Source organism: Leifsonia sp. 10L418 (genome assembly GCF_056395445.1).
On record NZ_JBFTJN010000001.1, the window covers coordinates 147030 to 159856 of the forward strand.

The window sequence follows — 12827 nt, forward strand, 5'->3', positions numbered from 1 at the left end:
GCAACGATGCTCCTGGCCACCATTGCCCCACCCGTGGGTATGCAGTCGACCCAACTCAGCCATGCCGCCGTACGCGGAGATGGCCAATGGGTTCTGCTCGATGAAATGGATGTTTCCGCCCTCGTCTCCGCTGAAGGCTGGCGGGAATGCGTGGCTCGCCGTCTCGCCTCCGCCGGGGCGCACGAGCGGTATGACGAAGCCGACCTGACCTTTTTGAACCCGTTGCCTCGGCCGTCAAAAATCATTTGCTGCGGCCTCAACTATCGCGATCACATTGTCGAGACCGGGCGAGACGTTCCGGAGTTCCCCACGCTCTTCGCCAAGTTCGCGGACACGTTGACGGGGCCAGAATCCACCATCACCGTACATTCCAGCACTCGCGTGGACTGGGAGGCCGAGCTTGCCGTCGTCGTCGGCCGGCGCCTGCATCGCGCCGACATCGACGAAGCGTACAGCGGCATCCTCGGCTACACGGTCGCCAACGACATTTCGATGCGCGACTGGCAGAGCCGCACTCTGCAGTGGTTTCAGGGCAAGGCGTTCGACGGCACGACTCCCCTCGGCCCCGTCATCGTGACGGCCGATTCCCTTGACCCGATTCAGGGACTTGATGTGAGCTGCCACGTGAACGAGCGACTCATGCAGAGCGGCAACACCCGCGAACTCGTCTTCGATGCCGCACGGCTGCTCTCCTATGTTTCCCAGTTCACCGCGCTGTCCCCCGGGGACGTGATCCTGAGCGGAACCCCGGGCGGAGTCGGCCTCGGCATGAACCCTCAACTTTTCCTCAGCGACGGTGATGTCGTCACGACCTCAATCGAGGGCATCGGCTCGCTCCGCAACACCATTCGTTTCGACCCCGCGTCGATGTCACCATCACACACCTTTGAGAAGGGAACACAGAAATGAGCACCGAGGAACTACTGACGACCCCCGACGAAACACTGCGTTGGGACCGCGTGCCGCAGGTCACCCGCAGCGGCGAGGAAGACACACACACGATGTCATCCGGCGGATGCGTACGCGTTTCCGGGGTCGGCCCGCAGCACACCGAGGCAACCAAAATCTGGTTCGGGCAAGTGTCAAACGAGCCAGGGTACCGCTCACTGCCGCACCACCACGGTGAAGCCGAGACCGGCGGCTACGTGCTGCGCGGAATCGCACGCATCTACTTCGGCGACAATTATTCCGAATATCTCGACATGAAAGCGGGTGACTGGGTTTTCGTTCCACCATTCATGCCGCACGTGGAGTGCAACATGTCCGTCACGGAGGAGCTCGTGTGGCTCACGACACGCACCCCGGACAACATCGTGGTCAATCTCGACGAGGTCGACGACTCCGTTCTCGTGGGCTTCCGCCGCGCATGACGGCGACCTCCGGCACCTTCCTCGCCGCGGTGACGCTGCGTGAAGTGCCCGCCGAGCTGTACGACCGAGCGTTCATCGCGACGAGCCAGTATGTGCCGTGGCCCAAGGCGTACGGCGGGGACATGGTCGCGCAGGCAGCCTCGGCCGCCATGGCAACGGTCAGCGACGATCGTTCAGTGCACTCAATGCACAGCTATTTTCTGCGTCCGGTCGACATCGATGCTGAAGTTCGGTATGAAGTCGAAGTAGTCAGAGATGGCCGCGGATACTCCACCCGGCATGTGCGTGGAATGCAGAACGGAAAGGGCGTGTATCTCTGCATCGCGTCATTTCACGTCCAGGAGACAAGTGGCGAGTATCAGCCGACGATGCCGTCGGTTACTGCTCCTGACGACCTTCCCAGTTCCGCAGAACACCTGGTCGGGGTCGAGAGCGCAGCCGCTGACTACTGGTCCACCGGGCGAAGCTTCGACCACCGGCACGTGGATGGGCCGGTCTACCTCACGGTCGACGGCGAGCACACTCCGTACCAAGCCGTCTGGGTGAAGGCATTCGACCGCCTGGACGACGACCCGGCGCTTCATCGCGCGGCCATCGCCTATGTCTGCGACTACACCATCCTCGAACCGATGTTGCGCGTGCAGGGAATCGGTTGGGCAGAGCCGGGCCTCGTCACCGCCAGCCTCGATCACTCCATGTGGTTTCACCGCGAGGCGCGTGCCGACGAGTGGTTGCTCTATGTACAGGAACTCGGCTCGCTTCAGAACGGTCGAGGCCTCGGGATCGGCCGGTTCTTCGACCGCGCCGGACACCTGGTTGCCACCGTTGCCCAAGAAGGCATGATCCGACAAACAGAGGGGAAACACTGATGAACATCGAAAACGCCGCTCCCCTGGGCCTCTCGCCCTCCGCCCACGTCGACAGCTTCACCCGCGACCGCCTTCCACCCCGTGACACGTGGCCTACCTTCGAATTCACCCTTCCCGAGCTGCAGTACAAGGATCGGCTGAACGCCGCGGAAGAATTGATCGACGCCGGTGTCGCTCGATTCGGCTCCGATCGCATCGCGTTGTCGACTCCGGCCGGTGAGACCTGGACATACGGAGATCTGCAGCGTCGTTCCAACCAAATCGCGCAGGTTCTGACGGAAGACTTCGCTGTTGTTCCCGGAAATCGGGTGATGCTGCGATTTCCGAACTCACCGTGGGCAGTCGCAAGTTGGCTCGGAGTCCTGAAGGCGGGTGCCGTGGTGGTCACCACGATGACGGCCTGGCGCAAAGACGAGATCCGGGCGATTGTCGGCAAAACAGCACCCACCGTCATCCTCACCGACCATCGTTTTCTCGACGACCTCGAACAAGCCGCCATCACTGACGCTGACATCGTGATTGTCGGGGGTGAGCGCGACCAGCTCATCGCGGCATGCGAGGCGAAAAGCGGGTTGTTCGAGGCCGTGAAAACGGCCGCCGACGATGTTGCGCTCCTCGGTCCCACATCAGGAACAACGGGCGTGCCCAAGGTCACCATGCATTTTCACCGCGACATCCTGGCGAACGCTGACACGTTCGCCCGACACATTCTTGAGATCGCTGCTGACGATGTGTGTGCGGGCAGCCCGCCGCTCGCTTTCACCTTCGGTCTCGGTGGGTTAGTGGTGTTTCCGCTGCGCTACGGTGCATCCACTTTGTTGACGGAACGCGCCACACCCGTGGAGCTCGCCGAGTTCGTCTCGACGCACGGCGTGACCGTGCTGTACACCGCACCCACCGCCTATCGCGCCATTCTGAAGGCCGACAAAGCGGAGCACTTGCGCGGACTGCGTGTCGCGGTGTCGGCCGGTGAACATCTGCCCCGCGAGACATTCGAGGCGGTCGAGCAATCCACCGGTCTCCGCCTCGTCGATGGAATCGGTGCCACCGAGATGTTGCACGTGTTCATCTCTGCCGCCAACGGCGAGATTCGCCCCGGTGCAACCGGACGCGCCGTGCCCGGATACCGGGCGACCATTCTCGGAGACGACGGCACGGAACTGCCGGCGAATCAGCCGGGTCGCCTCGCAATTATTGGCCCGACCGGATGCCGCTACCTCGACGACGATCGCCAGTCCAACTATGTGGTCAACGGGTGGAATGTCACCGGCGACACCTACCAGCGCGATGACGACGGCTATTTCACTTTTCAGGCTCGCTCGGACAGCATGATCGTCGCCGCCGGATACAACGTGGGCGCTCCCGAAGTGGAGGCAGTCATCGACCAGCATCCGGATGTCTTGGAGTGCGCGGTGATCGGACGTCCCGACGCTGAGAAGGGCATCATCATTGCGGCGTATGTCGTAGCGAAAGACGGTGTCACCACCGACGACGCATTGGCGGAGTCGATCAAGGCACTCGTCAAAGAGAATCTGGCCATCTACAAATGCCCCCGGCGTGTGGATTTCGTCGATTCGCTCCCCCGCAATCCGAGCGGCAAGCTTCAACATTTTCGGTTGCGCGAGCGCGCCGCGGCGGAAGCCGCTGCTGAGCTCCTGGCCATCCACTCAACGACAAACGAGCACGAAGGACTACTCACGTGAGAATCGCGATTATCGGCGGAGGACCCGGCGGGCTCTACTTCGCAGCCCTGATGAAACAGCTCGATGCGGGCCACGATGTGACGGTGTGGGAGCGCAATGCTGCCGACGACACATTCGGTTTCGGTGTCGTCTTCAGCGACGAGACCCTGGGGGGTATCGGCAATGCCGACCCCGTGATCGCGCAGCAGATGAGTGAACGATTCGCCCGCTGGACCGATATCGACATCGATTTCGACGGCCAGAAGCACACCATCGGTGGGCAGGGTTTCGCGGCGATGAGCCGCAAGGAGCTCCTCCAGCTCCTGCAAGAGCGCTGCGCCGACTTGGGCGTGACCGTGCTCTACAAGACCCTGGCTCCCGACACCGAAGAGCTCATGCGCGACTACGATCTCGTGCTTGCTTCCGACGGGATCAACTCGGCTACCCGCGCCCGGTATGCCGAAAGCTTTCGTCCCTCACTTGACATGCGCCGGTCGAAGTTCATGTGGCTCGGCACCGATCGAGTGTTCGAGGCCTTCACCTTCGTGATCAAGAAGACCCCGCACGGGGTGATGCAGATTCACGGCTACCCCTATTCAGACACCGGCAGCACCTTCATCGTCGAGATGCACGAGGATGTCTGGCGCTCGGCCGGACTTGATGCGAACGAAGCACTCGTGCTTCCGCCCGGTGTGAGCGATGAAGAGTCAATCGCAGCCATTTCCGAGATCTTTGCCGAGGAGCTGGATGGGCACGAGATCTTCGCGAATAACTCGAAGTGGATCAACTTCACGACGGTGCGCAATGAGAACTGGCGCCATCGTAATCTGGCGCTGCTCGGTGACGCTGCGCACACTGCGCATTTCTCGATCGGCTCCGGCACCAAGCTGGCCATGGAAGATTCGCTCGCACTTGCCGCCTGCCTGCACGAGCATTCCAGCGTCGACGAAGCGCTCGCGGCCTATGAGGCCGAACGGCGACCCGTGGTCGCGTCGACCCAGCGCGCTGCACAGGCATCCTTGGAGTGGTTCGAGAACATCGGCCAGTATGCCGATCAGGACGCCCTCGAGTTCAGTTTCAATCTGCTCACGCGCAGCCGCCGAATCACCCTCGAGAATCTGGCCCTGCGCGATCCCGAGTTCGCCGAGCTGGTGTCCACGGACTTCGCCGAGCGGTCGGGCAGTCAGCTGAAGGCACCCGCGATGTTCCAGCCGCACCGGATCGGGCAGCTCGAGCTCCCGAACCGTATCGTCGTCTCCCCCATGGACATGTACTCCGCAGTCGACGGCCAGCCCGGGGACTTTCACTTGATGCACCTCGGCAGCAAAGCGGCGGGTGGCGCCGGCCTCGTCATGACCGAAATGGTGTGCGTTTCGGCAAACGGGCGCATCACGCCGGGGTGCACAGGCCTCTACGATGACGCCCACACGATGGGCTGGCGACGCATCACCGACTTCGTACACGGCACCACGTCGTCGAAGATCGGTGTGCAGCTCGGACATTCCGGACGCAAGGGCGCCACCAAACTCATGTGGGAGGGCCTCGATGATCCGCTGGACGAGGGCGGATGGGAAACCGTCGGGCCTTCGGCGATCGCCTACGGAGAGGCATCCCACCTTCCCCGTGCCATCACGAGGGCCGAAATGGACCAGATTCGCGCCGAGCACGTTGCGGCCGCGCTGCGTGCCGACGCGGCAGGTTTCGACCTCGTCGAGTTGCATGCCGCCCACGGCTATCTGTTGTCTTCGTTCCTCTCCCCGATTTCGAACCAGCGCGCCGATGAGTACGGCGGTTCCTTGGAAAACCGGCTGCGGTACCCGCTGGAAGTGTTCGATGCAGTGCGCGCCGCCTGGCCGGCGGACAAGCCGATGCTCGTTCGCATTTCGGCCCACGACTGGATTGCCGGCGGCAACACCGACGACGATGCGGTTGAAATTGCGGCGGCATTCATCGCGCATGGCGCAGACGGAATCGATGTGTCCTCGGGGCAGATCGCACAGGAGGAGAAACCGGCATTCGGCCGCAGCTACCAGACGCCCTTCGCTGATCGCCTGCGCAACCGCGTCGCGAACAAGAGTGGAGTCACCGTGATCGCTGTCGGCGCCATCTCGTCCTACGACGACGTCAACTCGATCCTCCTAGCCGGTCGCGCCGATCTCGTGGCTCTCGGCCGCACTCACCTCTGGGACGCCAACTGGACCCTCCATGCTGCGGCAGACCAGGGCTATCGTGGCCCGGGCGCCACCTGGATCAAGCAGTTCGCGGCGGGATCGCGTAAACCTCCGACTGCCCGAACCGACGCCGTGCGGCCTCGACTCTCACTGCTCAAGCAAGATCTCGCGGAGCCGAGCAACTTGCACTTGCGCTGGACGCCCGTTGTGCGCGCTGACGCGCACCTGACGAGTGTCGCTGTCCCGACAATTCCGCGGGAATCAGTCGGTGCCCCGGAACCGGTCGAAGCGCAGGCTCGTCTCTGAACGTCGTGAAGGAGTTGCCAAGACGCTCGACACTTCACTGCGCGCTGTGCCGATCCCGATCACTGAATCACCGCCAGGGTGCCGATCACAAGCGGAACCAGGACGATGAGAAGGAGCAACGTCACCGCACTGCTGGTCACGATCGGATGGCGTTCCCAGACATCGAGGTTGCGGCCGTGCGAGCGCCGCAATTGCGACCACGACAGTGGCGTCTCGTTTCGGTGGATCGGCACAGCGTAGAAGTTGATCATGTCGCTCAAATCAGCACGATCCCACATCTGGCTCCGGAACCGGAGAAGGGTACGCCCGTCGGCATCGAGAAAGAAGACGTGCTCCACGACGTCGTCGCTGTAGGAGTTGCGCACGCTCATCACGTCGACGGATGCGACTGCCTCAACCGGGGTGAACACCATCCGGCTGAAATACTCGCGCTCCCTGATTCCGTCAGCGGCAAGCGTGACTCCCGCGCCCCACAACCGATATGCCGCACCGGTGAACAGCAGGAGAAGCACGACGTGAGCGATAACAAAAGGAAGCCAGCGCCCCGTCGGCATGACGATCACGTAGAGCGATAAGAAGACGGGAACGGTGAACATCATGCAGGCGAGCCAGGCATGTCGCCAGAGCTTGCGCCGAGGTCGGAACAGCGTGAACGCGACGCCGTGCGGCGGTGTCAATCGATCGGTCAACCGATGCGCCCTTCCCCCCTGAAGATCCCTCTCATGAACTGCACCCGACTCCGCCGGATGACAGCCACACTGGGTCGCTCGAGAGTCGCCCCCAAACTCCCCAGCGCTGGCTTCGATCCTATCGAGTCGTCGCCGTCTCGCCTGGAAAGCACGCAGCACCGTGTCTTGAGGCGTAGATTGTCGGCGGACGACGTCGCTGTGCGACCGAGCGCGACAACTACCGGAACCGATGACGCAGAGTGAGTTCTGCAGGATGAAGGCCCGCATGAACGGTTCGATCACTCGGATGTCCCCTGACGAGTTGCAACTGATCAATCAGTACTGGAACGCGGCAAACTACCTCACGGTGGCGCAGATCTATCTCCAGGAGAACGCGCTACTGCGAGAACCTCTCACGGCGGAGCAGATCAAGCCGCGCCTGCTCGGCCATTGGGGCACGAGTCCCGGGCTGTCGCTGATCTACGTGCACCTCAACCGCCTGATCCAACGCACCGGTGCTCAGGTGCTCTACGTCGCTGGGCCCGGACACGGTGGGCCGGCGATCGTCGCGAACGTCTACCTCGAGGGAACGTACTCCGAGATCTATCCGGAGGTCAGCAAGGATGCAGCAGGACTGCGCCGTCTGATCCGCCAGTTCTCGACCCCTGGCGGCATCCCGAGTCATGTCGGACCGCAAACTCCCGGTTCGATCCACGAGGGCGGCGAGTTGGGCTATTCGTTGGCGCATGCGACGGGCGCGGCACTGGACAACCCCGATCTGATTGTCGCCTGTGTGGTCGGCGATGGTGAGGCCGAAACCGGGCCGCTCGCCGCGTCGTGGAAGGCTCCCGCTTTTCTCAATCCCGCGCATGACGGCGCCGTGCTTCCCATTCTTCATCTCAACGGGCACAAGATCTCGGGACCGACCGTGCTCGGCCGTCAATCGGATTCCGACGTCGCCGCGCTGCTGGCCGCCCACGGATGGAATCCGTTCATCGTGGCCGGCGACGATCCGCTGGTCGTGCATTCCGATTTCGCCGTGGCTCTCGAGAGGGCCTACACGGAGATCCGCGGGATTCAGGCACAGGCGCGTGAGCACGGCGCATCCGGTCCTGAGCGGTGGCCGGCGATCATCCTGCGCACGCCGAAAGGGTGGACGGGCCCGTCGAAAGTGGACGGCGTGCAGGTGGAGGGCACATTCCGCTCGCATCAGGTTCCCCTCTCCGGGGTGAGAGAGAATCCTGAACACCTGGCACAACTGGAGGCGTGGCTGCGCTCGTATGAGCCGGAGTCCTTATTCGACAGCTCAGGTCGCCTCGTCCCCGAACTCGAAGCACTCGCACCCCGCGGCATGCTGCGGATGGGCGCGAGCCCCTTCGCAAACGGTGGCCCCGACGTCGCCGAGCTCGTGCAGCCGCCGATCGACGAGTATGCCGTCACAGTCGGCACCCCCGGTTCCACCAAGCATGAAAGCACGCGCCCCCTCGGCGAGCTTCTGCGCGACATCTACTCCGAGACGGCAACCGATCCGCGATTCAGACTCTTCTGCCCCGACGAAACCAATAGCAACCGCCTGGGCGCCGTATTCGAGGTCACCGACCGCGCGCTGATGGAGTCAGCTGAGGATGGCGGCGAGAAAATCTCACCGGAGGGGCGGGTGATGGAGGTGCTCTCGGAGCATCTCTGCCAGGGCTGGCTGGAAGGCTACCTGCTCACCGGGCGGCACGGTCTGTTCGCCACCTACGAGGCGTTCGCGATGGTCAGCGCCTCCATGACCGTACAGCATGCGAAATGGTTGCAACATGCGCAGGAACTCCCCTGGCGGAGGCCGGTTCCGAGCCTCAACATCCTGCTCACATCGACCTGTTGGCGCAACGATCACAACGGCTTCAGTCACCAAGGTCCGGGCCTGATCGATACCGCTCTCTCGTTGTCGGGGTCGGTCGTGCGGGTCTACCTGCCGCCGGACGCGAACACTTTGCTGGCGGCGGCCGCGCATGTGCTCGAAAGTCGCAACTACGTGAACCTGCTCGTCGTCGACAAGCAGTCGCATCCTCAATATTTGTCGATCGAGGCGGCGCGGGCGCATGCTGCGGCGGGAGCGTCGATCTGGGAGTGGGCCGGCAACGAAGCAGCAAGCGAGGCCGGCGAAAACGAGACGGCCGAGCCCGATATCGTGCTGGCGTGCGCCGGAGATGTACCGACAGAAGAGACGCTGGCCGCTGCTTGGCTGCTCCAACGCTATGTGCCCGACCTGACCGTGCGAGTGGTCAACGTCATGGACTTGCTCGTGCTCCCCCCACGCGACGTGCATCCGCACGGACTCGCCGACGAAGCCTTCCAGCGGCTCTTCACCGCCGACAGCGATGTCGTTGTCGCCTGGCACGGATACGCGCGGGCCTTCCACCAGCTGCTCCACGGCAGGCCGGGCCCCGAGCGCTTTCACGTGCGCGGATACAACGAACAGGGCACGACGACAACGCCGTTCGACATGGTGGTTGTCAACCGGATGAGCAGATTCCACCTCACGCTGGAGGCACTCCACCGCGTGTCAGGTCAGTTCGACGGCGCTGCCGCTCTCGTCGAGCATTGTGAACGGATGCTCGCTCTGCACCACGACTACATCCGGGAGCATCTTGAAGATCTGCCCGAAATTCGCGATTGGGTCTGGACGCCCCCTGAGGCTTAACCGAGGCTTCGGCCTGAGCGGGCGTATACCCGGGCCCGGGCCGGCGTGCCTGAACCCTTCTCATCCAAGAATGGGGATCGTGTTCTGAGTAACGAAGTGGGACCATGAAACATGGACATCGACGATCAATACCCGATCGAACATCTCAATGAAGACGAATGTTGGGAGCTGCTCCTCTCATCAAGTCTGGGTCGTCTCGCCGTGAGCGTCGCCAATGAACCCGACATCTTCCCGGTGAACTTCGTGGCCGCTGACCGAAAGCTCTACTTTCGCACCGCGGAAGGTTCGAAGTTGCTGGAACTCACGGTGAATGACCGCATTGCTTTCGAAACCGACGGCGTCGGACGTGAGGAAGCCTGGAGCGTTGTCGTGAAGGGCACCGCTCGAGTTCTTGAAAAACGAGCTGAGATCGATGCGGCCGATGAGCTTCCCCTGCGTCCGCTCATTCCCACACTGAAGTACATCTACGTCGAGATCACTCCGCAGGAGCTTTTTGGTCGCCGTTTCGTGTTGGGGCCCGAGCCCGAGCGGTTCTAATTCGACCACTGGTCGACACCATGAACGAGATTCAGAACTCGGCCGGCCAGCCCAACGACTATTCACGAATCGTTGTCGGGGTCGACGGTTCCGAGGGATCGCTCAAGGCCCTGCGCCACGCCATCGGCCTCGCGCAGACGTTCGGGTCGACCGTTGAGGCGATCTGCGTCTGGAGCTTTCCTGTCTCTTACTCCCCTCTCCCTGTTGCGTGGCACCCCGATGAGGCTGCCCAACAGATTGTGAACCAGGTTGGCGACACCGTTTTCGGGTCGACCTGGCCGGGCTGGTTCACCACCGCGATTCACGAGGGATCTCCGGCAGACGTACTCATCGCTCGGAGTTCCTCCGCCGATCTCATCGTTGTGGGGAGCCGAGGGTTCGGCGGTATCACCGGGCTGCTGATCGGTTCGGTGAGCGCGCAATGTGCCGAACACGCGCATTGTCCTGTGCTCGTGGTTCCGGGCGACCGCTCCACACGCCAACCCAAAAGAGACGCTGAAGGCACGCGACTGGTGCGCTGAGTGGTTTGCTTGCTGAGATGCCTCGACCTAGTCTGACGTCACATCCAATGATTGGGGCGTCATGCAGGCACTCGTGGTTTACGAAACGATCTGGGGCAACACCGAGCAGGTTGCTCGCGCCATCGCCACCGGATTGCGCGGTACGTTCAACGTCGACGTCATGGATTCTGAGACGGCGCCGAATGTCGTGAACGCCTATGACCTGGTCGTTGTCGGGGGGCCGACTCATGCATTCTCAATGACGCGTTCCTCCACGCGCGAGGGTGCGGTCACCGAGCGCGGAGCCCCTCGAGCCCCGGAACGCGGAATTCGGGAATGGCTCGTTGCGCTCACCCCACCCGGTCGTGCGATTGCGGCGACCACATTTGATACCCGGGTGAACGCGCCTCGGTTGCCCGGATCAGCAGCCAAGGCCGCCAAGCGGGAACTCAAGGAACTCGGCTTCGACATTGTGGTCAAGCAGAAGTCATTTCACGTGCACGGATATGAGGGACCACTCATCGACGGAGAACTCGACCGTGCCGAGCAGTGGGGACGCGACGTTGCGAAGGCGACGTCGGCGACCGTGAACGGTTTGCCCTGACTCCAACGGCCGTTTCGCACAGGAGCGGCAGTCCCCGATAGTGTCGGAGCGCACATGTCGGGTGGACGCTTGAGGGAACGGTACGGGATGGATCATTTCGAGACAATCGTGATCGGCGCAGGGGTGGCCGGACTCACCGCCGCCCGGCTGCTGGCGAAGGCCGGCCGTCACGTCGTCGTGCTCGAGGCTCGCGACCGCGTGGGCGGGCGGGTCTGGACGGATCGCAGCGACGGCCTCGTCACTGACCTCGGCGCATCCTGGATCCACGGCGTCACCGACGACCCGGTCAGTCGGGCAGCGGAGGCATTCGGGATGAGTACCGTGGAGTTCTCTGTCGGCGGGTACCAGCCGGACAGTCGGCCGATCGCTTACTACGGTCCTGATGGGAAGCGCCTTGCGGATGCTGCCGCACAGCAATTCGCAGACGACATCCGGGCAGTCGATGCCACGCTTTCGAAAGCCATCGCGGCCTCGGATACGGATGCCTCGTATCGCGACGTGACAGAGACGGCCCTCGCCGCCCAGAGCTGGGGCCCCGACCGCGTCGAGCGAGTTCGCGAATTCCTGGAACACCGTACGGAGGAGCAGTATGGTGCGTGGATTGAGGATCTCGCCGCGCACGGTCTCGATGACGACTCTGTCGACGGCGACGAGGTGGTGTTTCCCGATGGATACGACCGCCTTCCCGCACGCCTCGCGGCAGGGCTCGACGTGCGCCTCGAGCACGTCGTCTCCCATGTGCGATGGTCAGCCGAAGGTGTGGCAGCGACGACGAACCATGGCACGCTGACGGCTGGCAGCGTCGTGGTGACGGTGCCGATCGGGGTGCTTCAGTCAGATGACTTCGTTATTGAACCCCCACTTCCCGAACCCCTGATCGGCGCCCTGGGCCGGCTTGAGATGAACGCTTTCGAGAAGGTCTTTCTGCGGTTCCCGTCCACATTCTGGGACGACGACGTCTACGCGATCCGGCAGCAGGGCCCCGAAAGCCGCTGGTGGCATTCCTGGTACGACCTCACGCCTCTGCACGGAACACCCACGCTGCTGACCTTCGCCGCGGGACCGGCGGCGCAAGACACGCGCAATTGGGATGACGAGCGGGTCGTCGAGTCGATCCTTGCGCAGCTGCGGCGGCTCTACGGCGATCGCGTCGAGCGCCCAACTGCTGTGCACAGGACCGCGTGGCAGGACGATCCGTTCGCTCGCGGTTCGTACGCGTTCATGACGGTCGGATCGACGACGGCCGACCACGACGACCTTGCAACCCCAGTCGGTGGAGTGCTCCACCTCGCCGGGGAGGCGACCTGGACGGACGACCCGGCGACGGTACCTGCAGCGTTGTACTCCGGCCACCGGGCGGCATCGAACATCCTGCAGCGGGACATCCCGATCGACCAGGTGTGGGCGCACGACTGACAAGCTGGCGATCGG

The 12827-nt window shown here is 63.1% G+C and carries 11 protein-coding genes; 10 read left to right on the forward strand and 1 reads right to left on the reverse strand.

Annotated features, from left to right (window positions below; genetic code table 11):
* Positions 1-6 precede the first annotated feature (6 nt).
* From AC1DCF_RS00670 to AC1DCF_RS00690, 5 genes are read left to right on the forward strand one after another with little or no spacing between them, the layout of a single operon-like run.
* A complete protein-coding gene (locus tag AC1DCF_RS00670) occupies positions 7-909 on the forward strand; it encodes a fumarylacetoacetate hydrolase family protein (protein WP_477209332.1) in 903 nt (300 codons plus the stop codon).
* Entirely contained in the window at positions 906-1370 is a 465-nt protein-coding gene (locus tag AC1DCF_RS00675; protein WP_441790389.1) for a cupin domain-containing protein, read from the forward strand. The genes AC1DCF_RS00670 and AC1DCF_RS00675 overlap by 4 nt, the downstream gene beginning before the upstream one ends.
* Positions 1367-2239, forward strand: a complete 873-nt coding sequence (locus AC1DCF_RS00680; RefSeq protein WP_477209333.1) for an acyl-CoA thioesterase — start codon at positions 1367-1369, stop codon at positions 2237-2239. Before AC1DCF_RS00675 ends, AC1DCF_RS00680 begins: the two co-directional genes overlap by 4 nt.
* Entirely contained in the window at positions 2239-3942 is a 1704-nt protein-coding gene (locus AC1DCF_RS00685; protein WP_477209334.1) for an AMP-binding protein, read from the forward strand. The genes AC1DCF_RS00680 and AC1DCF_RS00685 overlap by 1 nt, the downstream gene beginning before the upstream one ends.
* On the forward strand, positions 3939-6398 hold the full coding sequence (locus AC1DCF_RS00690; RefSeq protein ID WP_477209335.1) for a bifunctional salicylyl-CoA 5-hydroxylase/oxidoreductase: 2460 nt from the start codon (positions 3939-3941) through the stop codon (positions 6396-6398). Before AC1DCF_RS00685 ends, AC1DCF_RS00690 begins: the two co-directional genes overlap by 4 nt.
* 59 nt (positions 6399-6457) lie before the next feature.
* Here the strand turns inward: AC1DCF_RS00690 and AC1DCF_RS00695 are convergent, their stop codons facing one another.
* Positions 6458-7087, reverse strand: a complete 630-nt coding sequence (locus tag AC1DCF_RS00695; RefSeq protein ID WP_477209336.1) for a hypothetical protein — start codon at positions 7085-7087, stop codon at positions 6458-6460.
* 265 nt (positions 7088-7352) lie between these two features.
* Between AC1DCF_RS00695 and AC1DCF_RS00700 the strand changes: the two genes are divergently transcribed.
* The 5 genes from AC1DCF_RS00700 (at position 7353) to AC1DCF_RS00720 (ending at position 12812) form a co-directional block, all read left to right on the forward strand.
* The gene (locus tag AC1DCF_RS00700) at positions 7353-9755 is read left to right on the forward strand and encodes a phosphoketolase family protein (RefSeq protein WP_477209337.1); all 2403 of its coding nucleotides are present in this window, start codon (positions 7353-7355) and stop codon (positions 9753-9755) included.
* A 111-nt stretch (positions 9756-9866) separates the two neighbouring features.
* The gene (locus AC1DCF_RS00705; RefSeq protein ID WP_477209338.1) at positions 9867-10292 is read left to right on the forward strand and encodes a pyridoxamine 5'-phosphate oxidase family protein; all 426 of its coding nucleotides are present in this window, start codon (positions 9867-9869) and stop codon (positions 10290-10292) included.
* A gap of 20 nt (positions 10293-10312) precedes the next feature.
* On the forward strand, positions 10313-10813 hold the full coding sequence (locus AC1DCF_RS00710) for a universal stress protein (RefSeq protein ID WP_477209339.1): 501 nt from the start codon (positions 10313-10315) through the stop codon (positions 10811-10813).
* A 61-nt stretch (positions 10814-10874) separates the two neighbouring features.
* Positions 10875-11396: a flavodoxin family protein gene (locus AC1DCF_RS00715; protein ID WP_477209340.1), complete on the forward strand. Its 522-nt coding sequence runs from the start codon at positions 10875-10877 to the stop codon at positions 11394-11396.
* Positions 11397-11483: 87 nt separating this feature from the next.
* Positions 11484-12812 (forward strand): flavin monoamine oxidase family protein, encoded by a 1329-nt coding sequence (locus AC1DCF_RS00720; RefSeq protein ID WP_477209341.1) that lies wholly within the window; start codon positions 11484-11486, stop codon positions 12810-12812.
* Positions 12813-12827 lie beyond the last annotated feature (15 nt).